The 25,376-nt window shown below is 71.6% G+C and carries 24 protein-coding genes; 14 read left to right on the top strand and 10 right to left on the bottom strand.

Translation table 11 applies throughout. The features are described 5' to 3' along the window. Window positions 1-67: 67 nt before the first annotated feature. The 7 genes from RB608_RS03300 (at window position 68) to RB608_RS03270 (ending at window position 6,666) form a co-directional block, all read left to right on the top strand. Window positions 68-862 (top strand): alpha/beta hydrolase, encoded by a 795-nt coding sequence (locus RB608_RS03300; RefSeq protein WP_308086377.1) that lies wholly within the window; start codon window positions 68-70, stop codon window positions 860-862. Between the two features lie 35 nt (window positions 863-897). Continuing rightward, window positions 898-1,446: a nuclear transport factor 2 family protein gene (locus RB608_RS03295; RefSeq protein ID WP_308086376.1), complete on the top strand. Its 549-nt coding sequence runs from the start codon at window positions 898-900 to the stop codon at window positions 1,444-1,446. A gap of 1 nt (window position 1,447) precedes the next feature. Next, window positions 1,448-2,443 carry an LLM class flavin-dependent oxidoreductase gene (locus RB608_RS03290; protein ID WP_308086375.1) on the top strand — a complete coding sequence of 332 codons (996 nt, stop codon included), beginning with the start codon at window positions 1,448-1,450 and terminating at the stop codon, window positions 2,441-2,443. A 76-nt stretch (window positions 2,444-2,519) separates the two neighbouring features. Further along, window positions 2,520-3,422, top strand: a complete 903-nt coding sequence (locus RB608_RS03285; RefSeq protein ID WP_308086374.1) for a DUF1028 domain-containing protein — start codon at window positions 2,520-2,522, stop codon at window positions 3,420-3,422. Continuing rightward, entirely contained in the window at window positions 3,419-4,597 is a 1,179-nt protein-coding gene (locus tag RB608_RS03280) for an ArgE/DapE family deacylase (RefSeq protein WP_308086373.1), read from the top strand. The genes RB608_RS03285 and RB608_RS03280 overlap by 4 nt, the downstream gene beginning before the upstream one ends. An 87-nt stretch (window positions 4,598-4,684) precedes the next feature. Continuing rightward, window positions 4,685-5,569 carry a DUF1295 domain-containing protein gene (locus RB608_RS03275; protein WP_308086372.1) on the top strand — a complete coding sequence of 295 codons (885 nt, stop codon included), beginning with the start codon at window positions 4,685-4,687 and terminating at the stop codon, window positions 5,567-5,569. Then, window positions 5,566-6,666 carry an FAD-dependent oxidoreductase gene (locus RB608_RS03270; protein WP_308086371.1) on the top strand — a complete coding sequence of 367 codons (1,101 nt, stop codon included), beginning with the start codon at window positions 5,566-5,568 and terminating at the stop codon, window positions 6,664-6,666. The genes RB608_RS03275 and RB608_RS03270 overlap by 4 nt, the downstream gene beginning before the upstream one ends. Before the next feature lie 73 nt (window positions 6,667-6,739). Here RB608_RS03270 and RB608_RS03265 read toward each other — a convergent pair whose 3' ends face one another. Both RB608_RS03265 and RB608_RS03260 read right to left on the bottom strand, forming a co-directional pair. After that, window positions 6,740-6,883: a GPGG-motif small membrane protein gene (locus tag RB608_RS03265; RefSeq protein ID WP_174245237.1), complete on the bottom strand. Its 144-nt coding sequence runs from the start codon at window positions 6,881-6,883 to the stop codon at window positions 6,740-6,742. 73 nt (window positions 6,884-6,956) lie between these two features. Further along, complete coding sequence (locus tag RB608_RS03260) at window positions 6,957-7,391, bottom strand: DUF5709 domain-containing protein (RefSeq protein WP_308086370.1); 435 nt, start codon at window positions 7,389-7,391, stop codon at window positions 6,957-6,959. Window positions 7,392-7,435: 44 nt separating this feature from the next. On the opposite strand from RB608_RS03260, the gene RB608_RS03255 reads away from it, so the two are divergent. After that, complete coding sequence (locus RB608_RS03255) at window positions 7,436-8,050, top strand: DUF4126 domain-containing protein (protein WP_308086369.1); 615 nt, start codon at window positions 7,436-7,438, stop codon at window positions 8,048-8,050. On the opposite strand, the gene RB608_RS03250 is transcribed toward RB608_RS03255, so the two are convergent. The 4 genes from RB608_RS03250 to RB608_RS03235 form a co-directional block, all read right to left on the bottom strand. Continuing rightward, window positions 8,038-10,623, bottom strand: a complete 2,586-nt coding sequence (locus RB608_RS03250; RefSeq protein WP_308086368.1) for a bifunctional FO biosynthesis protein CofGH — start codon at window positions 10,621-10,623, stop codon at window positions 8,038-8,040. The two genes, RB608_RS03255 and RB608_RS03250, sit on opposite strands and share 13 nt — an antisense overlap. 86 nt (window positions 10,624-10,709) lie before the next feature. After that, on the bottom strand, window positions 10,710-12,842 hold the full coding sequence (locus RB608_RS03245) for an MMPL family transporter (protein ID WP_308086367.1): 2,133 nt from the start codon (window positions 12,840-12,842) through the stop codon (window positions 10,710-10,712). Between the two features lie 187 nt (window positions 12,843-13,029). Next, a complete protein-coding gene (locus RB608_RS03240; RefSeq protein WP_308086366.1) occupies window positions 13,030-14,178 on the bottom strand; it encodes an acyl-CoA dehydrogenase family protein in 1,149 nt (382 codons plus the stop codon). Further along, entirely contained in the window at window positions 14,178-15,215 is a 1,038-nt protein-coding gene (locus RB608_RS03235; protein WP_308086365.1) for an LLM class F420-dependent oxidoreductase, read from the bottom strand. Before RB608_RS03235 ends, RB608_RS03240 begins: the two co-directional genes overlap by 1 nt. 150 nt (window positions 15,216-15,365) lie before the next feature. Here RB608_RS03235 and npdG point away from each other — a divergent pair, with 150 nt between their 5' ends. Continuing rightward, the gene (gene npdG / locus RB608_RS03230; RefSeq protein WP_308086364.1) at window positions 15,366-16,070 is read left to right on the top strand and encodes an NADPH-dependent F420 reductase; all 705 of its coding nucleotides are present in this window, start codon (window positions 15,366-15,368) and stop codon (window positions 16,068-16,070) included. A gap of 258 nt (window positions 16,071-16,328) precedes the next feature. On the opposite strand, the gene RB608_RS03225 is transcribed toward npdG, so the two are convergent. Genes RB608_RS03225 through RB608_RS03215 form a run of 3 tightly spaced genes read right to left on the bottom strand, consistent with a single transcriptional unit; the run spans window position 16,329 to window position 18,369 of the window. Further along, entirely contained in the window at window positions 16,329-16,880 is a 552-nt protein-coding gene (locus RB608_RS03225; RefSeq protein WP_308086363.1) for a YbaK/EbsC family protein, read from the bottom strand. After that, window positions 16,877-17,209 carry a hypothetical protein gene (locus tag RB608_RS03220; RefSeq protein ID WP_308086362.1) on the bottom strand — a complete coding sequence of 111 codons (333 nt, stop codon included), beginning with the start codon at window positions 17,207-17,209 and terminating at the stop codon, window positions 16,877-16,879. Before RB608_RS03220 ends, RB608_RS03225 begins: the two co-directional genes overlap by 4 nt. Continuing rightward, the gene (locus RB608_RS03215) at window positions 17,206-18,369 is read right to left on the bottom strand and encodes a PspC domain-containing protein (RefSeq protein ID WP_308086361.1); all 1,164 of its coding nucleotides are present in this window, start codon (window positions 18,367-18,369) and stop codon (window positions 17,206-17,208) included. Before RB608_RS03215 ends, RB608_RS03220 begins: the two co-directional genes overlap by 4 nt. Window positions 18,370-18,513: 144 nt before the next feature. Between RB608_RS03215 and RB608_RS03210 the strand changes: the two genes are divergently transcribed. The 5 genes from RB608_RS03210 to pcrA all read left to right on the top strand — a co-directional run bounded on the left by RB608_RS03210 (window position 18,514) and on the right by pcrA (window position 24,310). Beyond that, window positions 18,514-19,839, top strand: a complete 1,326-nt coding sequence (locus tag RB608_RS03210) for a PspC domain-containing protein (RefSeq protein WP_308086360.1) — start codon at window positions 18,514-18,516, stop codon at window positions 19,837-19,839. After that, window positions 19,832-20,491: a response regulator transcription factor gene (locus tag RB608_RS03205; protein ID WP_308086359.1), complete on the top strand. Its 660-nt coding sequence runs from the start codon at window positions 19,832-19,834 to the stop codon at window positions 20,489-20,491. The genes RB608_RS03210 and RB608_RS03205 overlap by 8 nt, the downstream gene beginning before the upstream one ends. Then, window positions 20,488-21,342 (top strand): M15 family metallopeptidase, encoded by an 855-nt coding sequence (locus tag RB608_RS03200; RefSeq protein WP_308086358.1) that lies wholly within the window; start codon window positions 20,488-20,490, stop codon window positions 21,340-21,342. Before RB608_RS03205 ends, RB608_RS03200 begins: the two co-directional genes overlap by 4 nt. A gap of 30 nt (window positions 21,343-21,372) precedes the next feature. After that, window positions 21,373-21,732, top strand: a complete 360-nt coding sequence (locus RB608_RS03195; RefSeq protein WP_257427390.1) for a hypothetical protein — start codon at window positions 21,373-21,375, stop codon at window positions 21,730-21,732. 121 nt (window positions 21,733-21,853) lie between these two features. Further along, on the top strand, window positions 21,854-24,310 hold the full coding sequence (gene pcrA, locus RB608_RS03190; RefSeq protein ID WP_308086357.1) for a DNA helicase PcrA: 2,457 nt from the start codon (window positions 21,854-21,856) through the stop codon (window positions 24,308-24,310). Between the two features lies 1 nt (window position 24,311). Here the strand turns inward: pcrA and RB608_RS03185 are convergent, their stop codons facing one another. Beyond that, window positions 24,312-25,361 carry a hypothetical protein gene (locus tag RB608_RS03185; protein ID WP_308086356.1) on the bottom strand — a complete coding sequence of 350 codons (1,050 nt, stop codon included), beginning with the start codon at window positions 25,359-25,361 and terminating at the stop codon, window positions 24,312-24,314. Window positions 25,362-25,376 lie beyond the last annotated feature (15 nt).

Raw genomic sequence — 25,376 nt, 5'->3', positions numbered from 1 at the left:
CCCTATCGATCGGTTCGAGCCCGTTCGCCATGGACTAAACTTACAAGAAAAGTGTAAGGTCGCGATCGTGTCCATCCCCTCCGCCGTCCTCCCGCGACGCGTGGAGCTGCGCGGCGGCGTGTCCGTGCTGCTCCGCGAGGCGACCGGTCCCGCCGTGCGCCGGCTGCTCCTGGTGCACCCGGCGAACCTCCAGGCGGCGAGCTGGGACCCGGTCGTCGCACACCTACCGGCCGACTGGGACTACGTCGCCGTCGACCTGCCCGGGCACGGCCGGTCGGCACGTCGTGAGAGCTACGACCTCGCCACCTGGGCGACGGCCTGCCGGCACGTGCTCGACGAGCTCGGCTGGCCCGCGGCCCACGGTGTCGGCGCGTCCGTCGGTGCGGCGGTGCTCGCCGCTCTCGCTGCCGCCGACCCCGCCCGGCTCACCACGCTCACCTCCGTGGGCGGCGCCTGCCGGGCCGCGAGCGCCGCCGACACCGCGGAGTTCCTCGGCGAGCTCGAGCGTCTCGGCGCGCGCGAGCTGTTGCGCACGATCGTCGCCGGTGAGCCAGGGCTCACGCCCGCGCAGGTCGCCGAGGCCGTGACGCACACGGTGCCGCAGGCCGCCCGGGCCCAGGTCGCCGCGATCTGGCGTGCCGCGGCGGCCAGCGCTGCCCTCGACCATGTCGACGGCATCCTCTGCCCGGTGCTCGCCGTCGTCGGGGAGCACGATCTGGGGTGCCCCGTCGCCGACTCGGCCGAGCTCGCCCGGCGTACCGGTGGGCGGCTCGCGGTCCTCGCGGGCCAGGGTCACCTCCCCATCTACGGCGCCGCCGGTGACGTGGCGGATCTGGTCCGCGCGCACGTCCTCGGCCGCTGACGACATCAATCACCCCAACGAGAGGAACCGTTCCCATGACCGCACCGGCCTTCGCCCGTCGTACCGCACCGAAGGAGGACATCGAGCAGATCCTGCACCTGCACCGCGAGTGGTGGGAGTCGAACCTGGACTGGGACATCCCGCGCATGAGCAAGGTCTTCCCCGAGCCCGGCGACGAGTACCTGATGTTCAACTTCAACGGGCATCCCTACTTCAACATGCGCGAGAAGACGGCCCTGTGGGAGTTCTACCGCGACATCGTCGACCAGTCCGGCGGCATGACGACGAAGGTGATGCGCTTGGAGGTCAAGGGCGACATGGCCTGGCTCGCATGCGAGTTCTCGATCGAGGCCGAGATGGTCGACGGCGGCGAGTGGACGGCTGACAACGTCGACGCCACCGTCGGCCGGGCCACCGAGATCTACCACCGCGACAACGGCGCGGGCGCGCTCGAGTGGCGGATGTGGCACACCCAGATCACCGCGCTGCCCCCGCTCGACGAGGAGCGACCCGGGCTCGGCGGCTCGACGGCGTCGCGCGGCCTCGGCTGGGTGCCGTGGAACCCCCTTCCCGAGGGGGTCTGAGATGGGTACGACGAGCAGCACCGTCCCCCGGATCGGCCTGGTCCTCGGCAGCGCGCAGCCCCCGGGCGAGACGATCGCCCTGGCCCGCGCCGCCGAGGCCGGCGGGTTCGACGAGCTGTGGGTGGGGGAGGACTACTTCTTCACCGGCGGCATCGCGACCGCGGGCGCCGCGCTCGCCCACACCGCGCTCCCCGTCGGCATCGGCATCCTGCCCACCGCCTCACGGCACCCGGCCCTGCTGGCCATGGAGCTGGCGACGATGGCCGAGATCTACCCGGGCCGGCTGACCGCCGGCGTCGGGGTCGGCGTTCCGGACTGGCTGGAGCAGATGGGCATCGGCCCGGCCAAGCCGCTGACCGCGCTGAAGAACACGATCGGCGCGCTGCGGCTGCTGCTCGAGGGCGGCGAGCTCACCACGGAGAACGACGACTTCGTCGCCTCCGGCGTCCGGCTCGAGCACGCGCCGAGCGCGCCGCCCGCGCTCTTCCTGGGCGTCGGCGGGCCGAAGGCGCTGCGGACGGCCGGCGGTGTCGCCGACGGCGCGATCCTGTCGGTGCTCGCGGGCGAGGAGTACGTCCGCTGGGCGGCCGCCGCGATCGCCGAGGGCGGTGCCGGTGAGGACTTCGACCTCGTCGCCTACACGTTCGTCAGCATGGCCGACGACGCGCTGGAAGCCCGTGAGCGGCTGCGCGAGCTGTTCGCGATCTACCTGCTGGCCGGACCACGCAACCCGATGACCCAGGCGCACGGCATCGCCGACGAGGCGGCCCACCTCGCGACGTTGCCGTTCGACGAGGCCGTCGCCAAGATCCCCGACGCCTGGATCGACGACCTCGCGATCGTCGGGGACCCGGACACCTGCGCCCGCAAGATCCGGCGGCTCGGCGAGGCGGGCGCCACGGCGGTGAGCTTCTGCCTGGTGCCCGGCGACGACGCCGAGGCCGAGGTCGCCCGGTTGGCGGCCGAGCTGCTGCCCCGGGTCAGGGGCGAGCGATGACGGGCATCCCGGGCGTCAGCCTGGCGCTCGTCGGGGTCCGGGTGCGTATGGCGACTGTGCGTCCGGCGGGTGCGCGATGACCTTCTCCGTGATCGGCTTCGACCCGCGCGACGGCTCCCTCGGCTACGCCGTGCAGTCCCACTTCCTCGCCGTAGGCTCCGTCGTCGCCCGCGCGGAGGCCGGAGTCGGCGTGGTGGTCAGCCAGGCGTTCGCCAACACCGACTGGCCGCATCTGGGCATCGAGCTCCTGCGGCAGGGACGCGCTCCCGACCAGGTGGTGCGCAGCCTGGTGGCCGCGGATCCGCTGGCCGAGTACCGGCAGCTCCTCGTCATGGACGGGTCCGGCCGCAGCGCCGAGCATCACGGGCACGCCTGCGCGCCGGAGGTGAGCCGAGCGCTCGACGCCACGTCGTGCGCGGCCGGCAACATGCTCGCGTCGGACGCCGTCGCCCCGGCGATGCTTCTCGACGGGCCCACCGACCAGCCGCTCGTACGACGCCTGGTCGCCTCGCTGCGGGCCGCCGAGGCCGCGGGCGGCGATGCGCGCGGCTCCCAGTCCGCGGCGGTGACGGTGGTGAGCGGTCGCCGTACGGAGACCCCGTGGCGCGAGGTCCTGGCCGACCTGCGGGTCGACGACCATCCCGATCCGGTGGCCGAGCTCGAGCGACTGCTGCCGATCCAGGAGGGCTTCGCTGCCGTGGGGGCGGCCCTCTTCGCGGCGCCGTTGGTGATCGGGGCACGCACGGACATCGACACCGGCCGGGCCGCGGCGATGATCGAGCGACTCGGCGCCGCGGCCGCACTGCTGGGCGACAACCGGGAGGCGGACCTGTGGCGCGCGGTGGTCGCTCTGCGGTCCGGCCGGACCGAGCTCGGCCGGGCCGCCATGTCCGAGCTGGTCCGCGACCGGCCCGGACTCGCCGGCTTCGTGCGGGGACTGGCCGACGTGGGGATCCTGCGCCCGGAGGAGATCGCGTGATCGGCCGTCCGGATGCCGCCGACGGCGTCTCGCCCGAGCGGCTGGTCGCGCTCGCCGAGACGCTGATCCGCTGCGACACCCAGAACCCGCCGGGCCGCGAGGCATCGGTCGTCGCGGACCTCGTCGGCGTACTCGAGGCCCTCGGGTGTGACGTCGACGTCGTCGAGCCCGTGCCCGGACGGCCGTCGGTCCTGGCGACGTACCGGCCGCCAGAGGACCGGGCCGAGGGCACCTTGCTGATCAACGGGCACATCGACGTCGTCCCCGTCGTCGCTGAGGCCTGGACCCGTCCGCCCTTCGAGCCGGCCCGGGTCGGCACCCGCCTGTACGGGCGCGGGGCGGCGGACATGAAGGGCGGCATCGCGTCGGCGATCGAGGGCCTGGCCGCCTGCCGGGCAGTCGGCATCGAGCCCCGCGCAGCGATCGTCTTCCACCTGGTTGCCGACGAGGAGACCGGCGGCGCGGCGGGTACCGAGGCCCTCGTCGCCGCCGGACGGGTGGGCGCGGACGCGTGCATCGTGCCCGAGCCGACCGAGCTCCGTGTCTCTGTCGCCGAGCGTGGCACCGTGCAGGTGGAGGTCCACGTCGAGGGCGAGGCCGGGCACGGCTCCGAGCCGGGGGCGGCACGCTCGGCCATCGCCGACGCCGCCCGGATGATCACCGCTCTGCACGACGGTGCGGTCTCCGACGTCGTCCATCCCCAGGTCGGCACCCCGACCTGCAATGTCGCGCTCGTCGACGGCGGCGTGGCACGCAATGTCGTGGCGCCGTCGTGCACCTTCGTGCTCGATCGTCGTACGGCGCCGGGGGAGAGCGTCGACACCGTCTTCGCCGGACTGCGCCGGGTCATCGATGCGGCCTGTCCCGGCGCGGCGTACACGCTGCGGCAGCTGGTCGTCGTCGAGCCGTCGGAGATCGCGCCCGATCACCCGTTCCCGCGCTTCGTCGCGGAGCTGACCGGAAGTGACTCCTTCGTCGGTCTCTCACTCGGCACCGACGGACGGTTCCTCCGCAACCGGCTGGGCATCCCCACCGTCGTCTACGGGCCAGGGTCGATCCGTCAGGCCCACACGGCCGACGAGTGGGTCGAGGTGGACGAACTGGTTACCGCGGCGCGCACCTTCGCCCGCGCGTACGCCGGCTTCTCCGCGACCGTGGCCGGACCGCGGCTGTGAGGCGTCGCCGCGACGCGTGACGTCGGACGAGGGCTGCGGTCCTGGAACCGCACCGCAAGTAGAACGTGTTCTTGTAGGGTCCCTCCTGTGAGCAGGACCGCGTCCCTCGTCCGAGTGGCCCTGGCCTACGTCGTCGCGTTCGGTGTCGCGACGATCTGGCTGCTGGTGGGCCCGGACACCCCCTGGCTGTGGCTCGACGGGCTGGTCGCCGACATCCTGGCCACCCTCGTGGTCTTCGCGGCCAGCCGGATCCACCGAAACTCGAGCTTCTACGACGCGTACTGGAGCGTGCTGCCGCCGTACCTCGCCTGCTACTGGTGGCTCGCCGCGGACGTCGCACTCGACGACCCGCGGGCGTGGCTGGTGCTCGGCGTCATCGTCGTGTGGGCGGTGCGCCTGACCGCCAACTGGGTGCGCACCTTTCCCGGCCTGCACCACGAGGACTGGCGCTATCCGCTGGTGCGGGAGCGGGCCGGCCGCTTCGAGCTGCCGGCCGATCTCGTCGGCATCCACCTGGTGCCGACGCTCCAGGTCTTCCTCGGCCTGGTCCCGGCCTACGCCGTGCTGACCCGCCCGGGCCGGGACCTCGGCTGGCTCGACGGGATCGCGCTGGTGGTCGGCCTGGGAGCGGTGCTCCTGGCGCTCGTCGCCGACGCCCAGATGCGCGACTTCGTCGCGGAGCGCACCCCCGGCCAGGTCATGGACCGAGGGCTGTGGGCCTGGTCCCGCCACCCCAACTACTTCGGCGAGATCGGCTTCTGGTGGAGCCTGGCGCTGTTCGGCATCGCCGCCGCGCCGGGGGACTGGTGGTGGCTGTGCGTCGGCGGCGTGGGCATGGTGGCGATGTTCCTCGGCGCGAGCATCCCGATGATGGAACGGCGCAGTCTCGAGCGCCGGCCGGCGTACCAGGAGGTCGTCGAGCGGGTGCCGATGCTGGTGCCGCGCCCACCTCGCCGGGCCCGGGCGACGTGAGCCGACCGCGCGTCGTCGTCGCCGGCCTCGGCGACAGCGGCCTGCTGACGGCGATCCAGCTCGCCCGGACCGCGGTCGACGTCGTCGGGATCTCCAGCAAGCCCGGGCTGGTGAGCGGCCAGGAGCTCGGACTGCGCCTGGCCCGCCCCGAGGCGTGGGCTCGTGACTACCGCATCGCCTTCGACAGGTTCCGCCGCCTCGACCGCGTCGAGATCGTGCACGGCGAGCTGACCGGCCTCGACCGGGAGGCGCGGAGCGTCGCCGTCGGCGAACAGACGATCCGGTACGACGTCCTGGTGCTCGCCACCGGCGTGAGCAACGGGTTCTGGCGCCGGCCCGGCTTCCAGACCGAGGCGGACGTCAGCGCCGCCGTCGAGCAGGCGCACGCCCGGCTGGCCGCCGCGGAAGCGGTGCTCGTGGTCGGCGGGGGAGCGGCGGCCGTCAGCACCGCGCTGCAGGCCGCGACCCGGTGGTCCGGTACGACGGTGCGCCTGGCCTTCCCCGGCGAACGGGCCCTGCCCCGGCACCATCCCCGAGTGTGGGACGTCGTCCGCCGCCGACTCGCCGCCGCGGGCGTCGAACTGCTCGCAGGGCACCGGGCCGACGTACCGGACGGCTTCGCCGCCGACGAGATCACCGGTGGTCCGGTGGCCTGGACCACCGGCCAGCCGCAGACGCCGGCCGACGCGGTCGTCTGGGCGATCGGCCGGGTGCGCCCGAACACCGCCTGGCTCCCGGCCGACCTGCTCGACGAGGCCGGGTTCGTGCGGGTCGAGCCGACCCTGCGGGTCGCCGGCACGCCGGACGTCTTCGCGATCGGCGACGTCGCCGCGACCGACGCGCTGCGCTCCTCGGCCCGCAACCGCGCCGACCGGCTGCTGGCGGCCAATATCGGGGCGCACCTCGCGGGTCGGCGGCTCCGAGAGTTCGCGCCACCGCGCCGACGCTGGGGATCGGTGCTCGGTCCCGAGGCCGACGGACTGCGGGTGTTCGCGCCGTCCGGTCACCCGTTCCGGTTCCCGGCGTGGTCGGTGCGGCGGGTGCTCCAGCCGTGGGTCGTGCGCCGTGGCATCTACGGCGGCGTTCGCACGCCCTGAGCGGGCGCTGAGCAGGCGCTGAGCCCGGACCGTGCGGCCCGGGCTCAGCTGGTTGCGCTCGCGAGGGGAGTGGTCAGGTGAAGAGGCTGACGCCTCCGGGACCGACCAGCAGGCCCACGACGATCAGCACGATTCCCCAGAGCAGCTCGCCCCGGAAGAGGCTGAAGATGCCGGAGACCACGAGGATCACCGCCAGGATCCACAAGATGAGTGCCACTTTTCCCTCCTTCGTCGGGGGCCGCTCGGCCCTGTCCTGAGGTACCCCGGCCCGCGCTGAGCAGACCTGTCCTTCACTCCTCGTCGTCGGGGATCACATGCATCGCCGCCTCCTCGGCGCTGGCGCCCGCCCCGTCGATGCCGACGTCGTCGGCCACCAGGTCCTTCTCGACGTCGTCGCCGGCGCCCTCGTCGGGCTCCACGAGCCGGCCGGCCCGCACGTCGCCCACCTCGGCGTCGGGATCCTCCGGGTCCGCGGTCGCCGACCGCTCCGCGTCCGGGTCGGGTTCCGGCTCCTCCTCGGCCAGCCGGTCGTCCAGCGGCCGGTCGTGCGCCTGCTCCCACGGCGTGTTTCCGTAGCGCTGGGCGGCGGAGTACCGCTCCGGCGGCGAGTAGCCGCGGTCGAGCTCGTCCTCGACGTCCCCGTCGGCCAGGGTGTCCTCGGGCTGGAGCTGGTCCTCGTCGTCGACGCTGTAGCCCTCGTACTGTTCGGGATCGTTGGTGCTCATGCGAGGTGCGGTACCCGGGAGTCGCGGGGACCTACGCTGGTGACGTGGAATCACTCGCCCTGGCGTTCTCCTCGGGCTGGGCCAGCGGGATCAACAGCTACCTGGTCGTGCTGGTGCTCGGCATGGCCGACCGGGTCGGCGCCTTCGCGTCGATCCCCGACGTGCTCGGCCGCTGGGACGTGCTGACGGTCGCCGGGCTCATGTACGCCTTCGAGTTCGTGGCCGACAAGATCCCGTACGTCGACTCGGCGTGGGACGTCGTCTCCACCGCGATCCGGCCGCTGGTCGGCGGCGTGGTCGGGGTGCTCATCGCCGGCGACTCGACGGCCCTGAACGAGCTCGTCGGCGGCGTCGTCGGCGGCGGCAGCGCGCTCGCGTCGCACTCGGTCAAGACCGGCACCCGGATGGCGGTCAACACGGTGCCCGAGCCGTTCAGCAATATCGGCATCAGCGTCGGCGAGGACGTCGCCGTGCTGGCCGTGGTGTGGTTCGCGGTCGAGCACCCGTACGCGGCCGCGACGGTCGCCGCCGTGCTGCTGGTCGCGGGGCTGGTGCTGCTCTGGCTGGCCTGGCGGACGGTGCGCCGAGGCTGGCTGCGGTTCCGCGCCTGGCGGGAGCGTCGGACCGGCCGCGGTCCGTCGCCGGATCAGCCGGTCTGACGGGCGGGTGGCTCGGTGTAGAGGGTGGTGCGTTCGTGGACGGGTCGGTTGATGCCGTGGCCGATCTGGACCAGTTCGGCCACGGTTTTGGCGGAGCCGTGCTCGGAGCCGGCCATGCGGGAGATGGTCTCTTCCATGAGGGTCCCGCCGAGGTCGTTGGCGCCGGCGGACAGCATCGCTTGGGTGCCGGTGGTGCCGAGCTTGACCCAGGAGGTCTGGATGTTGTCGATACGGCCGTGGAGCAGGATCCGGGCCATCGCGTGCACGGCGAGGTTGTCGCGCAGGGTCGGGCCGGGCCGGGCCACGCCGGCGAGGTAGATCGGTGCGGAGGTGTGGACGAACGGGAGGGGCACGAACTCGGTGAACCCGCTGCTGCCGTTCTCACGGGCGGTGTCCTGGATGTTCTTGAGCACGCCCAGGTGGGTGACCCAGTGCCGCGGGTTGTCGACGTGGCCGTACATCATCGTGGACGTGGTCGGCAGTCCGATGCGGTGCGCGGTGGTGACGATCTCGACCCAGGTCGAGGCGGGCAGCTTGCCCTTGGTCAGGACCCAGCGGACCTCGTCGTCGAGGATCTCCGCGGCAGTACCGGGCAGCGACCCCAGACCGGATTCGCGGGCCTTGATGAGGAAGTCCTCCACGCTCAGGCCGGTGCGGGCGGTGCCGTTGACGACCTCCATCGGGGAGAACGCGTGGACATGCATGCCCGGCACCCGCTGTTTGACCGCGGCGGCGATGTCGAAATAGGCGGTCGCGGGCAGCTCGGGGTCGATCCCGCCCTGCATGCACACCTCGGTCGCGCCCAGGTCCCAGGCCTCCTGGGCACGCTCGGCGACCTCGGCATAGGACAGGGAGTAGGCATCCGCGTCGGTGCGGCGTTGCGCGAACGCGCAGAACCGGCACCCGACGTAGCAGACGTTGGTGAAGTTGATGTTCCGGTTCACCACATACGTCACCACCTCCCCGACGACCTGTTTGCGCAGGTCGTCGGCCAACCCGATCACCTGGCGCAGCAGGTCCCCTTCGGCGGTCATCAACGTCAGGGCGTGCTCATCGGACAGGTTCCCCGGATCACGCTCCGCAGCCCGCAGCGCGTCACCACCTTCCGCGTGCAAAACGGCCGGGGTGCTGGTGATCGCGGCTGCCTCACCGACCGTGGCCCAGTCGCCGTACACCGAGGCGAAATCCGAACGCCGGTCCTCGCTACGGCCTTCGCTGTCCACGGCCTCGTGCAGGTCGGTCCGTCCGCGTCCGTGGGCGGCGTCGAACCCGCCGTCGGGCTCCTGCCAGGCCAAGCCGACCGGTCGCACGTCGGGGATCGCCAGCCCAGGGATCCCGGCGACGCTGCCGTCAAGATCGGCCAACGCCGCGACGTGGGCGTGCAGCCGCGGGTCGATCCACGCCTCACCGCGACCCAACGCCCCGGTCACGTAGTCCGGATGCACGGTCAACCGGGCCTTGAGGTCGAACCCACACTGCTCGGTGATCGACCGCAGCCGGTCCAGCGAGGGCCAGGGCCGTTCGGGGTTCACATGATCCGGGGTCAGCGGCGACACGCCACCCCAGTCATCGACCCCGGCATCCAGCAACGCCCTGCATTCGGTCAGGTCGACCAGGTTCGGGGGTGCCTGGATCCGTGCCTTCGGGCCCAACACGATCCGGGTGACCGCGATCGCGGCGCGGTACTGCGCGAGGTCGAGATCGTCGACATGACGCATCGCGGTGTCGGGCTTCGCGCGGAAGTTCTGCACGATCACCTCCTGGACCGCCCCGTAGGCGCGGGAGACCCTCCTGAGCGCGAAGATCGTCTCCGCGCGCTCGGTGAGGGTCTCCCCGATCCCGACCAACAACCCCGTCGTGAACGGGATGTTGAGCCGCCCGGCGTCCTCCAAGACCCGCAACCGCACCGCGGGGTCCTTGTCCGGCGACCCGTAATGCGCCAGGCCCTTCGTCTCATAGAGCCGGGTGGAGGTGGTCTCCAGCATCATCCCCATCGACGGGGACACCGCCTTGAGCCGGTTCAACTCCTCCCAACTCATGACACCCGGGTTGAGGTGGGGCAGCAGACCGGTCTCCTCCAACACCCGCACCGCCATCGCCCGGACATACGCGATGGTCGAGTCATAGCCCTGCTCGTCCAACCACGCCCGCGCCTCGGGCCACCGATCCTCCGGCCGATCGCCCAACGTGAACAACGCCTCGAGACAACCGAGCTCAGCACCCCGAGAGGCGATGTCGAGGATCTCGTCCGGCGACAGATACGGCGCCCGCCCCTCCCGCGCCGCCTGGGCCGGAGTCTCCACGAACGTGCAGTAATGACACCGATCCCGACACAACCGCGTCACCGGCACAAACACCTTCGGCGAGAACGTCACCACACCCCGACCAGCCACCACTCGGCCCGCCGCGACCAGGCCCGCATCGCGGACCTTCACCGCCGCCGCACACAACCGGTCCAACTCCTCCCCGGTCGCGGCAAGCAGCGCCTCCGCCTCACCCACATCCAGCGCCGCACCACGCTCCGCCCGGGCCAACGCACGACGAACCTGCTGGGGAGTGGGCGTCTCGGACATCGTGAAGAGACTAACGGGTGGACACCCGCCACTGATCGCGTCCCACCCAGAGACCGGACGCCCGCCCGTCAGGCCCACGCGATCGGTCAGAGGGCCGGCACCTTCGCCTCCTCCGCGCTCGGCGGCTCGCTGACCGTCGTGGTCCCACGGTCCAGCCTGCTCGGCCACCAGATGCGGCCGCCCAGGTCGAGGTTGATCGCCGTCACCAGGACCGACCGGACGATCATCGTGTCGAGCAGGACGCCCAGCGCGACCGTCGTACCGAGTTGGAGGGTGAACGTCATCGGCATCGTCCCGAGCATCGCGAAGGTCGCCGCCAGCACCAGCCCTGCGGAGGTGATCACCCCACCGGTCGAGGACAGCGCGATCAGCGAGCCTCGGCGGGTGCCGCGGATCGCGGCCTCCTCGCGGACCCGGGTCATCAGGAAGATGTTGTAGTCGATGCCCAGGGCGACCAGGAAGACGAACGCGAACAGCGGGAACCCCGGATCGGTGTGCCCACGGTCGTAGATCAGGTCGAAGACCAGGCCGGAGATGCCGAGGGCCGCTCCGAACGACAGGATCACGGTGCCGACCAGGATGACCGGCGAGAGGACCGAGCGGAGCAGTCCGATCAGGATCAGCAGCACGGCGCCCAGGACGATCGGGATGATCACCTTGTTGTCCCGGGCCGACGCCTCCATGACGTCGACCGTGACCGCCGACATGCCGGTGGTCAGCGCATCGGCGTCCGGTACGCCGTGCACCGCCTCCCGCACGTCGTGGACCGCGTCGAAGGCGGTGTCGGAGTAGGGATCGCTGTGGAGATCCGCGACGATGAGCGCGGTGCCGTCCAGGCTGGCGACCTCGACCGGTGTGGCGATGCCGTCGACACGCGACATGGCCGTGATCACCCGGTCGGCCTGGTCGGCCTTCGCCACGACCTGGATCGGGGTGCTCGCGTCGACCAGACCGTGGTCGACGAGGATCGTCTGACCGGTGACCGAGTCCTGGGCCTGCGTGTACTGCTCGTCGCTCGGGATGCCGCCGGTGTCGAGGCGCAGGAACCCGAGGCAGAGGACGGCGAGCGCCGCGGCGGTGCCGACCCAGACGATCCGCGGTCGCGGGGCGATGCCCCTGCCGACCTTCGCCCACAGCCCCGAGGCGGTCGGCTCGGCGGTGCCGAAGTGGGGCACGAACGGCCAGAACACCCAGCGCCCGCAGATCACCAGCAGGGCGGGGAGCAGGGTGACCATGACGACGAAGGTGACCGCGACGCCGACCGCGTTGGCCGGGCCCATGCCGGCGGTCGAGTTGAGGTCGGCGAACATCAGGCACAGGAGCCCCACGACGACGGTCGCCGCACTGGCCAGGATCGCCGGCGCGGCCCGGTGGAGGGCGAACGCCATCGCCTCGTGCCGGTCCTGGTGCCGGCGCAGCTCTTCGCGGTACCGGGCGACGAGCAGCAGGGCGTAGTCGGTGCCTGCCCCGATCACCAGCACGGTGAGGATGAACTGCGTCTGCCCGTTGACGGTGAGGCCGGTGTGCTTGGCGAGGAAGTAGAGCAGACCCATGGACGCACCGAGCCCGACCACCGCGCTGATGATGGGCAGCAGCCACAGCATCGGACTTCGGTAGGTCACCAGCAGGATCAGGATGACGACGCCCAGCGTGATCATCAGCAGGTTGCTGTCGCCCGAGGAGAAGATCGTCGCGGCGTCCGCGCTCTGACCGCCGGCGCCGGCGAGATAGGACTCGACGCCGTCGATGGCGATGATCTTGTCGATCTCGGGCTTGAGGTCCGGCAGCTCCTCCCACAGCTTGTCCCCGAAGTTGAGCGTGAACTCGAGCTTGGCGACCTGCCCGTCCGCGGACACGAAGGGCGCCGGTACGCCGGCCGCCGCTGCGCCCGCGGGTGTGATCACGTCGCTGACGCCGTCGAGTCTCGCGATCTCGACGGCGTCGTCCTCGATGGCGGCGAGGTCGGTCTCGGTGAGCCCGGCCGCGCGGTAGTAGACGACGGTGGTGCCGACGTCGTAGGGGTCCTGGAAGGCCTCGAGCCTCTCGAAGGCCCGGGTCGACTCGGCGCTCTCGGGCAGCCAGGACTCGGTCTCGTTGTTCTGGACGTCGACCAGCTTCCCGGCGAACGAGCCGAGGCCGCCGGCGATCAGGATGACCGCCACGAGGACGATCCACTTCGTGACGGGGCCGGTCAGTCTTCCGGCGATCTGACGGTGCATGGTGGTCACACTTCTCCGGTGGGTGGGGCGGACGGCATCGGGATTCCTCCGGGTCCGACCCTGAGATCGCCCCTGATTCATCGCGGGGCGGGAACTCTTTGCCTTCACCGGAAGTCTGCGCCGACCACCAGACACACGACGACCCCGGAATGTGACATTCCGGGGTCGTCGGGGCGGAGCGGAGCGATCAGAGGCCGAGGAACCGCCCGATGATCTCCTTCTGGATCTCGGTGGTGCCGCCGTAGATCGTCTGGATCCGGGTGTCGGCGTAGGCCCTCGCGATGGGGTACTCCATCATGTAGCCGTAGCCGCCGTGCATCTGCACGCCCTGGTCGACGATCTTCTTCTGCAGCTCGGTGGTCCACCACTTCGCCATCGACGCCAGCGCGGTGTCGACCTCGCCCTTGTTGAGCTGCTCGATGCAGTGGTTGACGAACACCCGGGCGATGTAGGCCTCGGTGGCCATCTCGGCCAGCGTGAACCGGGTGTTCTGGAACTTGGCGATGGGCTTGCCGAACGCCTCACGGGACTTGACGTAGTCGAGGGTGAGGTCGAGGACGTGCTCGATCGCGGCGATCGCGATCGTGGCGATGGACACGCGCTCCTGGGGCAGGTTCTGCATGAGGTAGATGAAGCCCTGGCCCTCCTCGCCGAGCAGGTTGGCCTTCGGCACCATGACGTTGTCGAAGCTGAGCTCGGCGGTGTCCTGCGCCTTGAGGCCGAGCTTGTCGAGGTTGGTGCCGCGGGTGAACCCCGCCATGCCCTCCTCGACCACCAGCAGGCTGATGCCGTGGGCGCCGGCCTCCGGGTTGGTCTTCGCCACGACGATGACCAGGTCGGACAGGATGCCGTTGCTGATGAACGTCTTCGAGCCGTTGAGGACGTAGTGGTCACCCTTGTCGACGGCCGTGGTGCGGATGCCCTGGAGGTCCGAGCCGGCGCCGGGCTCGGTCATCGCGATGGCGGTGATCGTCTCGCCGGTGACGGTGCCGGGCAGCCAGCGCGCCTTCTGCTCGTCGTTCCCGATGGCGATGAGGTACGGGACGATGATGTCGGTGTGGACCGCGAACCCGGGGCCGCTGGCGCCGGCGCGGGCGCACTCCTCGGCCACGATCGCGTTGTAGCGGAAGTCCTTGATGCCGAGGCCGCCGTACTCCTCGGGCACCTCGAAGCTGAGGATGCCGGCCTCGCCGGCCTTGCGCCACACCTCGCGGCTGACGATCCCGTCCTTCTCCCACTGCGCGTGGTGGGGGATGACCTCGCGCTCCATGAAGGCGCGGACGGTCGCGCGGAAGTCCTCGTGCTCGGTCTCGTAGATGCTGGGACGCTCGGGCATCAGCTCACCCACTCCTTGATCTGTGCGATGGTGCCGGCGGGGTCGTCGGATGCCGGCGAGACGGACAGGTTGGTCACGCCGGACTCGCGGAAGGCGGCGATCCGCTCCTGGACGTACGACGCGGGGCCGACCAGGTTGCCGGCCTCGAGCCACTCGAGCGGGACGAGCGCCTCGGCCTCCTTCTTCTTGCCCGACAGGTAGAGGTCCTGGATCTCCTTGGCCTCCTTCTCGAAGCCGTACTCGCACGCGAGCTGGTTGTAGAAGTTCTTGTCGCGTGCGCCCATGCCGCCGACGTACAGGGCGTAGAGCGGGCGCATGAAGTCGAGCAGTGCCTTGGTCTCGGGGCCGTCGCCGATCGCGACCATGCCGCCGGCCGAGATCTCGAGCGGCTTCAGGTCGGCCGGACGCTTCGCGGTGCCGGCGGCGAGCGACTCGCCCCAGACGTCCTTCGCCTTCTCGGGGTAGTAGAGGAACGGCAGCCAGCCGTCGGCGACCTCGGCGGTCATCGCCACGTTCTTGTCGCCCAGGGCCGCGACCCAGATCGGCAGGTCGGCGCGCTCGGGCCTGTTGAGCAGCTTGAGCGGCTTGCCGAGGCCGAGACCCTGCCCCTCGGGGAGCGGGACCTGGACGGTCTTGCCCTGGTAGTCGAGGCGCTCGCCGCGCAGGCCCATCCGGAGCACCTCGATGATCTCGCGGGTGCGGGTCAGCGGCCGGTCGTACGGCAGGCCGTGGAAGCCCTCGATGACCTGCGGGCCGGAAGCGCCGAGGCCGAGCACCGCACGGCCGCCGGAGACGTTGTCGAGGCCGGCCGCGGTCTGCAGCAGGGCGCCAGGGGTGCGGGAGTAGACGTTGAGGATGCCGGCGCCGATCTCGACGGTCTCGGTCTTCGCGGCGAGGTAGCCCATCAGGGTGGGTGCGTCGAACCCGTACGGCTCGGCGACCCAGATGGTGTCGAGTCCGGCCTTCTCCAGGGCGACGACCTGGTCGGCCGAGGCGCGTGGATTGCCGGCGTAGACGAGAGGCATCGACAGCTTCATGAAAGTCCCTTCTGGCCTCCCGGCCACGGTGACGGTGCGCCGGCGGTACGTCGCCGACAGCGCAACTGTGACAGTAATGTTGTCACAATGTCCATGGCCGCGGCGATGAGACCCGGCCAGGCGGGATCCGTCGCCGTGATAGGTAGGAGCGTGACTTCTTCAGACACCCCGAACAGCTACACCGTCGCCGTCATCGGCGGCACCGGACCGCAGGGCAAGGGCCTGGGCTACCGCTTCGCCCGCCACGGCCACGACATCATCCTCGGCTCGCGCGCGGCCGAGAAGGCCGAGACCGTCGCCGCCGAGGTGACCGAGCGCCTGGCCGAGGTGGCCGGCGCCGGCACCGCCCGCGGCGCGGCCAATGCCGACGCCATCGCCGCCGCCGACGTCGTCCTCCTCGCCGTCCCGTACGACGGCCACGACGACCTCGTCGCCGCGCTGGCGGCCGACGGCGCGCTCGACGGCAAGACCGTCATCTCCTGCGTCAACCCGCTCGCCTTCGACAAGCGCGGCGCCCACGGTCAGGTCATCGACGCCGGCGAGGGCTCGGCCGCCGAGTCCGCCGCCCGGATCGCCCCCGAGGCCACCGTCGTCGGCGCCTTCCACAATGTCGCCGCCCCCGCCCTGTGGGGCGAGGACGAGTTCCTCGACGAGGACGTCATCGTGGTCGGCGACTCCGCCGAGGGCAAGCAGGTCGCCATCGACCTCGCCGCCTCCGTGACCGGCCGCCCCGGCGTCGACGGCGGCAAGCTGCGCCTCGCCCGGGTCCTCGAGCCCTTCACCGCCGTGCTGATCTCGATCAACCGCAAGTACAAGACCCACTCGGGCATCCGGGTCACCGGTCTCGACCACTGAGGGTGCGCGGCCGCCGCTTGTAACTAAGGGTTACGGCGCGAAATCCGCTGCAACAACGCCCGGGTAGCAGCAACAACGCCCTGGTAGATGTCCGGGCCGAGCGCCCGAGGGACGCCCGCGACGTGGCGTGGCCGACTTCGTCGGTCGTGTGGCCGGGCCGGCTCACCAGACGCATCTACCCGGGCGTTGTTGCTACTACCTTGGTGCTGCTGCACCCGAAATCGTGCTGTAACCCTTAGTTACAAGGGTGAGCGGGCGTCAGCTGGCGAGGCCGGCGACGACCTCGGCGCCCGGGGCGTGGGCGAACAGGTCTCCGGGGACGAGGAGCTTCGAGCGGCGCAGGCCGGACCCGATGACGGCGAGCTCCATCTCCGGGACGCGGGCATCCACCAGCAGCCGCCAGCCCGCCGGCAGCCCGACCGGCGTGATGCCGCCGTACTCCATCCCGGACTCGGCCACCGCCCGGTCGAGCGGGAGGAACGACGGCTTGCGGACGTCGAGGAGTCGTTTCACGGTGTGGTTGACGTCGGCGCGGGTGTCGGCGCGCACCAGGCACGCCGCGATCCGCTCCTCGCCCTCCCGCTTGCCCGCGACCAGGACGCAGTTGGCGCCGGCCGCCATCGGCACGTCGTACGCCGCGCTCATCGCGGCCGTGTCGGCGAGGTCGGGGTCGATCTCGACGACGGCGATCCGCTCCGCGCCCGGCCAGGCGGCCAGGGCGGCGGCAACCGGAGGGGCGACCAGGTCGGGCCGCTCGAGCGCGACCAGCGAGGTCAGCCCGGGCAGCCCGGGCAGCGCCGGCAGCGTCACTGCCAGCCCCGCATCTGGTGCCCGTCCCAGCCGGGCTGGTCCCCGTCGTCCTCCCGGCGACGTCCCCGCAGCACGGAGGCGAGCAGGCCGGCGGCGCCGGCGACCAGCCAGGGCAGTCCCATCAGCCAGCCGGCGTCCTCCAGCTCGACGGTGTCGCTGGTGACCAGCGCCCACACGATCACCAGCCCGGTGAAGGCGACGCCCATGACGAGGTGGCCGGTGTTGACCGGGTGCCAGCCGGTACGGCGGTCGCGGCTGCCGTCCGCGGCGGGCTGCTCGCGGGGGTACTCGGCGGCGGGGTCGTCGTAGCCGTGTGTGGGGTGGCTCATGCTGCGCTCCGGAACTCGATCTGGCCGAGGTCGAGGTCGGCGTCGATGGTCAGGGTCGGGTCGCCGGCGACGGTGCCGTTGTCGCCGCGGGTGTCGTCGCCGGTCGTCTTGCCGAACATGGAGACCTCGCCGGCGTCGATGGTCGCCCTGGCCTCGACGTTGAGGCCGTCCTTCGGCACCAGGACCAGGATGTGGCCGACGCCGACCTCGAGGTCGAGCGTCCGGCCGTCGAGCTCGTCGAGGTCGCGGATGTCGCGCAGGTCGATCAGGATCTCGCCGGCGCCCAGGTCGTAGGAGCCGTCGAGGTCGGACGCCTGCTGCAGGACCGGCTTGACCTGCCCCACCTCCAAGGTGCCGGTGACGGCGGTGACGGCGGTGGCGGCCGCGGCGATGAGGCCGACCAGGATCAGGCCCCCGGCCCGGCCGTAGAACGCGCCGACGAGCAGCATCAGGCCGGTCACGCCCAGCACCGTCGCGGGGTACGCCGAGGGCTCGATGTCGACGCCGGCGAGCCGCAGCGTGACCAGGATGCCCACGCCGAGGGCCGCGAGCCCCAGGGTGAACGGGAAGAGCAGTGGTCCGCGGCGACGCGGGTCGCGCGGCCGGCGCGGCGGGGGCGGGGGACCGGGGCGATAGCCCGGGTAGGCGGGATCTCCCGCGGCGGGGCCGCCCGGCGGCGGGGCCGCGGGACCGCCCCGCAGCCAGGGATGGGTCGGGCCGCTGGGCTTGATCGCCTGCTTGCCGCCCAGCACCACGATCAGCACCAGTCCGGCGAGGAGCAGCGGCCACGGGAAGTCCGGTCCGCCGACGGTGTCGCCGACCACCGAGGCGACGGTGATGATGCCGCCGACGATGAGTGCCCCGGTGCGCACCCCCTCGTCGACGCGGATCACCGTGTCCTCGGTGCCCTCCTCGGGCACGAACAGCCAGCACACGCCGTACAGGATGAGGCCGCCGCCACCGAAGAAGGTGAGCACCACGAACGCGATCCGCACCAGGAGCGGGTCGATGTCCAGGTGACGCGCGACACCGGCCGCCACACCGGCGACCTTCCGGTCGTCGCGGCTGCGGCGGATCCGGGCCAGGTCGCGGACCTCGTCGCGGGTCACGCGAGGGCCCTCGCCGTGCGGCTCCTGCTCGCTGTCGGTCGCTGGGTTCATGTGTTCCAGCATGGTGGCACAACCGCGACCGGACCATCGGGGACAGCCCTGATCCGCACCGCTGTCCCGGGGCGGGTCGTCAGGGTCGGATCAGGGTCCTTCCCCCTGCTCGCGGGCCCCGGGCTGTGTGACGATGGAGCCATCATGAGCACCGCCGCGACCACGCCGCTGCCGCCCGGCGCGCCCGCCTCCCAGGACGCCGGCGCGGCCAGGGACGTCCGGCGCGCCTGGCGCGACCTGCGCGACCCGATGATCGGCGGCGTCGCGGCCGGCCTGGCCGCCCACCTCGGCGTCTCCGTGCGGATCGTCCGGGCCGCCTTCGTCGTCACCACGGTCATCGGCGGCTTCGGTGTCCTCACGTACGCCGCCCTGTGGGCGCTGCTGCCCGCCGGGCCGCCGCCCGAGCTGCTGGCGCCCGGCCTCGCGAGCGCGTCCCGCGACGGTCGCCGCCCCGGTCGGGCCCGGCGCCTCTCCGACATCGGCCCGGTCGTCACGCTCGCCGTCCTCGGCGTGGGCGCGGTGTTCGCCACCGAGGCCGTCCTCGGCACCGGCTGGTGGGTCTGGCCGCTGGGCATCGCCGTCGTCGGCGTCGCGCTGTTGTGGCGGCAGGCCGACGAGGCGCAGCGCGAGCGCTGGCTCGACGCGACCGACCGGGTCGACCCGGTGCGGATGTTCCTCGGCGGCGGTGGCTGGGCCGCCTGGGCCCGGATCGCCGCTGGCGTGGGCCTGGTCGTGGTCGCGCTGGTCCTCTTCACCCTGCGCGACGGCTCGCTGAGCGTGGCCCGCGACGCCGTCATCGCCGTCCTGCTCGCCCTCGGCGGGCTCGTGATCGTGCTCGGGCCGCTGGTCTACCGGCTGCTCACCGAGCTCAGCGACGAGCGGGCCGAGCGGGTCCGCACCCAGGAGCGCGCCGACGTCGCCGCCCACCTCCACGACTCGGTGCTGCAGACCCTCGCCCTGATCCAGAAGAACCCCGCCGACGCCGCCCGTCTCGCACGAGCCCAGGAGCGCGACCTGCGGGCCTGGCTCTACGCCGGCGAGTCGATGGACGAGGCCACGGTGGCCAGCGCGCTGCGGGCCGCCGCCGCCGAGATCGAGGACGCCTACGGCATCACCGTCGACGTGGTCGCCGTCGGCGACTGCGACTACGGAGAGGCCGCCCGTCCGATCGTGCAGGCGGCGCGGGAGGCCGCCACCAACGCGGCCAAGCACGCCGGGGTCCCCCGCGTCGACGTGTATGCCGAGATCACCGAGGCGGGGATCGACGTCTTCGTCCGCGATCGTGGTGCCGGCTTCGACCCGGACGCCACCCCGGAGGACCGGCTCGGCGTGCGACGCAGCATCATCGACCGCATGGAGCGCCACGGCGGCCGGGCCGAGATCCGGTCCGCGCCCGGTGAGGGCACGGAGATCAGGCTGCACCTCGACCACACCCCCGACTCGTCGAAGACGAAGGAGACCCATGAGTGACCCGGTGCGCGTGGTGGTCGTCGACGACCACGCCATGTTCCGCCGCGGCGTCAGTGCCGAGCTCGGTGCCACGGGCGCCGGCCGGGTCGAGGTGGTGGCCGAGGCCGCCGACGTCGACGAGGCCGTCGCGGCGGTGCAGGAGCACCGGCCCGACGTCGTACTCCTCGACGTGCACCTGCCCGGCGGAGGCGGCGTCGAGGTGATCCGGCGGGTCAAGGACGGCGAGGTGCGCTTCCTCGCGCTGTCCGTCTCCGACGCCGCCGAGGACGTCATCGGCACCGTCCGCGGCGGCGCTCGCGGCTATGTCACCAAGACCATCACCGGTCCCGAGCTGGTCGACGCGATCGCGCGGGTCGCCGACGGTGACGCCGTCTTCTCGCCGCGGCTCGCCGGCTTCGTGCTCGACGCCTTCGCCGGCGCCGGCCTCTCCGCCGATCTCGCGAGCGTCGACGAGGACCTCGACCGGCTCACCGAGCGCGAGCGGGAGGTGATGCGGCTGATCGCGCGCGGCTACTCCTACAAGGAGGTGGCCAAGGAGCTGTTCATCTCCATCAAGACCGTCGAGACCCACATGTCCTCGGTGCTGCGCAAGCTCCAGCTGTCCTCGCGTCACGAGCTGACCCGGTGGGCGTCCGACCGCCGGCTGCTGTGAGGCGCGTCGCCGCGCTGGTCGCGGCGACGCTGCTGCTCGGCGGGTGCTCCGGAGGTACGACCAGCGCGCCTCCGGCCGCCTCGCCCACCCCGTCGGGTTCGTCGTCGGTGGTGCCGCAGCCCACCCCGAGCGACCCCGGTCCGGCGTACTCCGCTTGGGAGCTCGGCGTCCACGTGCTGCCCCGCACCCCCGACGGGTACGGCGAGATCCGGCCGACCCCGAAGCCGCTGCGCCACCGGCTGTTCCCGACGCGGGACCTGCTCCCGCCGCCGGCCGACGGCGGGTTCCATGCCCACGTCGGCCCGGTGAGCGACGCGATCAGGGAGCGGATGGGGGAGACCTGGTCGCCCGCGTGCCCGGTCCGGCTGGCCGACCTGGCGTACGTCACCGTCACCTTCCGCGGCTTCGACGGCGCGGCGCACACCGGCGAGCTGGTCCTCGCCGCGTCGGAGGCCGACGACGTGGTGTCGGTGTTCCGGGCGCTGTTCGCGGCGGGCTACCCGATCGAGGAGATGCGGCTCCCGACCACCGCCGACCTGGAGGCGGAGCCGACCGGCGACGGCAACGACACCGCCGCGCTGGTGTGCCGGGCCGCCCGGGGCCAGACCTCCTGGTCGGCGCACGCTTACGGGCTCGCGATCGACGTCAACCCGTTCCTCAACCCGTACCACAAGGGCGGCGTCGTGCTGCCCGAGCGCGCGTCGGCGTACCTCGACCGGACGCGGATCCAGCCCGGCATCATCCACGCCGGCGACCTGATCGTCCGGGAGTTCGCCCGGATCGGGTGGAGCTGGGGTGGGTCGTGGAACTCGCTGAAGGACTACCAGCACTTCTCGGCGACCGGTCGCTGAAAGCCGTTCTCCACCGATTAGAGTGCGGCCATGGAGACCCTGCGCCTGATCCTGCTCATCCTCCACATCCTGGGCTTCGCGGCCCTGATCGGCGGACTGCTGGCGCAGGCCGGTCCCGGCGACAAGAAGGTCACCGGCGTCATGCGCGACGGCGTCGGTACGGCGTTCCTCGCGGGCCTCCTTCTCGTCGGCGTCCTCGAGGGCGGCGACGACCCGGTCAACCACGCCAAGGTCGGCGTCAAGCTCGCGATCGGGCTGGTGCTCCTGGTGCTGGTGATGGCCAACATGCGCAAGGCGAAGATCCCCAACGGCCTGTGGGCCGGCCTGCTCGTCCTCGCGATCGCCGAGGTCTGCATCGCCGTGCTCTGGTCGCCCGTCCACAGCAGCTGATCGCGGGGTCGGCGGTTCAACTACCGAATTCGTCGTGCACGGCGGCGTTTCACGACAATTCTGGTAGGTGCGTGACGCCACCGGCCACGCCGTCGGAGCGGAGCCGTAGGCTGGCCGGAGCATGATCGACTCCGCGACGCCCCCGGCCCTCACCGCAGATGCCCTCCTCGACGGGCTCAACGACCCCCAGCGCGAGGCCGTCGAACACGAAGGCGCGCCGCTGCTCGTCGTCGCCGGTGCCGGCTCGGGCAAGACCCGGGTGCTGACCCGCCGGATCGCCTGGACCATCGCCGTCCGCAAGGCGCACCCCGGCTCGATCCTGGCGATCACCTTCACCAACAAGGCGGCCGCCGAGATGAAGGAGCGGGTGGCCGAGCTGATCGGCAACCGCGCCCGGATCATGTGGGTGAGCACGTTCCACTCGGCGTGCGTGCGGATCCTGCGCAAGGAGGTCGAGCACCTCGGCTACGAGCGGCTGAAGTCGAACTTCTCGATCTACGACACCGCCGACCAGAAGCGCCTGATCCAGCTGGTCTGCAGCGACCTCGAGCTCGATCCCCGCAAGTTCCAGCCGGGGCCGGTGCTGCACTGGATCAGCAGCCAGAAGAACGAGCTGCGCGAGCCCGACGAGGTCGCCGCCGAGGCCAAGAACTCGATCGACGAGACGTACGCCGCGGCGTACACGTCCTATCAGCGGCGCCTGCGCGAGGCCAACGCCATGGACTTCGACGACCTGATCATGGAGACGGTCCGGCTGTTCCAGCTCAAGCGGGAGGTCCGCGAGACCTACCGCCGTCGGTTCCGGCACATCCTGGTCGACGAGTACCAGGACACCAACCACGCGCAGTACGCCCTCATCCAGCAGCTGTGCGGCCAGGACCTCGAGGAGCGCGATCCGACCACCCTCGACGGCCTGCCGGCGCACCGGGTGCCGCCCGCCGAGCTGATGGTCGTCGGCGACGCGGACCAGTCGATCTACGCCTTCCGGGGCGCCGACATCCGCAACATCATGGACTTCGAGAAGGACTTCCCCGACGCGCGGACCGTCCTGCTCGAGCAGAACTACCGCTCCACCCAGACGATCCTGACCGCCGCCAACGCGGTGATCGAGCGCAACGAGGGCCGCAAGCCCAAGCGGCTGTGGTCCGACGCGGGCGACGGCGCCAAGATCGTCGGGTACGTCGCCGACGACGAGCACGACGAGGCGCGGTTCGTCTCCGGGGAGATCGACAAGCTCACCGACGACCCCCAACTGGGTCTGCGGCCCGCCGACGTGGCGGTGTTCTACCGCACCAACGCGCAGTCCCGTGTGTTCGAGGAGATCTTCGTCCGCACCGGGATGCCCTACAAGGTCGTCGGCGGGACCCGCTTCTACGACCGCAAGGAGATCCGCGACGCGCTGGCCTACCTGCGGGTCCTGGTCAACCCCGACGACCAGGTCTCGCTGCGCCGCATCGTCAACACCCCGCGCCGGGGCATCGGCCAGCGGGCCGAGGCCGCGATCGGCGCCTTCGCCGAGCGGGAGCGGATCACCTACTGGGAGGCGCTCCAGCGCGCCGCCGAGGCGCCCGGTCTCGCGACGCGCAGCCAGACCAGCATCGAGTCGTTCGTGAAGCTGCTGCAGGAGCTCCAGCAGATGGTCGAGGCCCGCGAGCGGCCCGACGTGATCCTGGAGACCGTGCTCGACCGGTCCGGCTACCTCGTGACCCTGGAGAACTCCGACGACATGCAGGACGAGACCCGGCTGGAGTACCTCGCCGAGCTCGTCGCCGTCGCCCGCGAGTTCGCGGAGGACCCGGTCGCCGGACCCTCCGCGGACCCCGCCGACGTCGACGCCGGCGTCCTCGAGCCCGGTCTGGGCGACTTCCTGGAGCGGGTCGCGCTGGTCGCGGACGCCGACCAGATCCCCGACGCCCCGGACGACGACCCGGACGCCCCCGAGGACCAGGGCGTCGTGACGCTGATGACCCTGCACACCGCGAAGGGCCTGGAGTTCCCCGTCGTCTTCCTCACCGGCATGGAGGACGGCGTCTTCCCCCACTCCCGCGCCCTCGGCGACCGGCCCGAGCTGGAGGAGGAGCGCCGCCTGGCCTATGTCGGCATCACCCGCGCCCGCCAGCGCCTCTACGTCTCCCGCGCCATGGTCCGCTCCGCCTGGGGAGCCCCCACCATGAACCCCGGGTCCCGATTCCTCGGCGAGCTGCCTGTCGACCTCGTCGACTGGCGCCGCACCGAGGCCGATCAGACCCGCTGGTCGCGCCCGTCGTACGACTCAGGGCGCTCGGGCGGCCCGGGTGGTGCGGGCGACTACGCCGGCAACCGCTTCGGTCAGCCCACCGCCGCCGGCCGCCGCAACTTCAGCTCCGCCGCCGCCCGCGCCGACGCCGCCGCCAAGTCCAAGCCGTCGCGCCCCATCCCCGTCCTCGCCCCCGGCGACAAGGTCACCCACGACTCCTTCGGCCTCGGCACCGTGGTCGCGGTCGAGGGCGCCGCGGAGAAGTCCGTCGCGTCGATCGACTTCGGGTCGGACGGCGTCAAGCGGCTGCTGCTCCGCTACGCCCCGGTGGAGAAGCTGTAGGTCAGCCGATCTTCTCGAGTGACCTGACGCGTCGCTGGAGTTGGTGCGCGTAAGCGGAGTTCAAGTGATCCTCCAGCCGTGGACCGAACGCCAGCGCCGCGGCCAGGGCCACTGTGACCCAGATCGACGTGTAGTTGGTCGTCGCTGTGGCAATCAGGGCCAAGGCCCAGAGGGGAACGAAGAGCAGGACGATGCCGACGCTCAAACCCGAGACCCGGCGACCGACCCTGACCTGCTCCACCTTGCGCCTGACCCGCCAACTCCACGTGGCGAGGATGAGCGCGGTGAGGATGGCGTCGACGACAGCGAGATTGCCGACCCATCGATCCCAATGGTCCACGCCCGCAACCAGGTCGGCCGCGACCATGGGGAGGAGAACGACGGGTGCCGCGAGTAGACCGATCCGCCAAGGAAAGGTGCGACGACGGTTGGGTGGATACCGTGCAGTCCGGTCGATGCTGTCGTACCAGGCCTGACGTACCCGCTCGGTCCCTAGATGGGTCCGCCAAGCCCGGTGTTGCGATGCCTCGATCCGCTCCTCGGCGGATGCGGCCAAGCCGGCGAGCAGGAGGCCAGATAGTGCAGCCGTCGCTGCGCCGGCCACGCCGTCGGCAGTGCTCCAGTCTGATGCGAAGCCGGCCAGCCAACACGCGATCGATCCGACCAGGCAGGCGGCCAGTGCAAGGCCATCAAGCATCAGCCGGTTGACGATCGCCGGGCCGCGCGCCCGGTCCCTCTCCATGGCGGTCAGCACGGTCGCGACGAACAGGGTGATCAGAGCGGCCGATGTCCCGAGGGCGATCGCGATGGTCGCCGTCGATGAAAGGGACCACGCGGGGACGTCTTCGAACGAATAGGAGAACATCGTGCGGTCGGCGCGCGCATCCTCGTCCAGCAACCACACATAGCGCACCGACGAGATGAGGAACGCCACTAGGCAGGCAATCATGGGTGTGCCGATGACGGCGACCCACGTCGCCGCCCACCGGCGCTTCAGAGCGCGGTCCAACTCGACGAGGTCGGCGTCGGTCAATGGCCCTGCGTCGGTCACCCGGTCATCCTCGCC

The sequence above is a fragment of the Nocardioides sp. LHD-245 genome, from assembly GCF_030929495.1.
Taxonomy (GTDB): Bacteria; Actinomycetota; Actinomycetes; order Propionibacteriales; family Nocardioidaceae; genus Nocardioides.
Note: the sequence above shows the minus strand (reverse complement) of the source record. Positions and strands in the feature narration are given on the sequence as shown.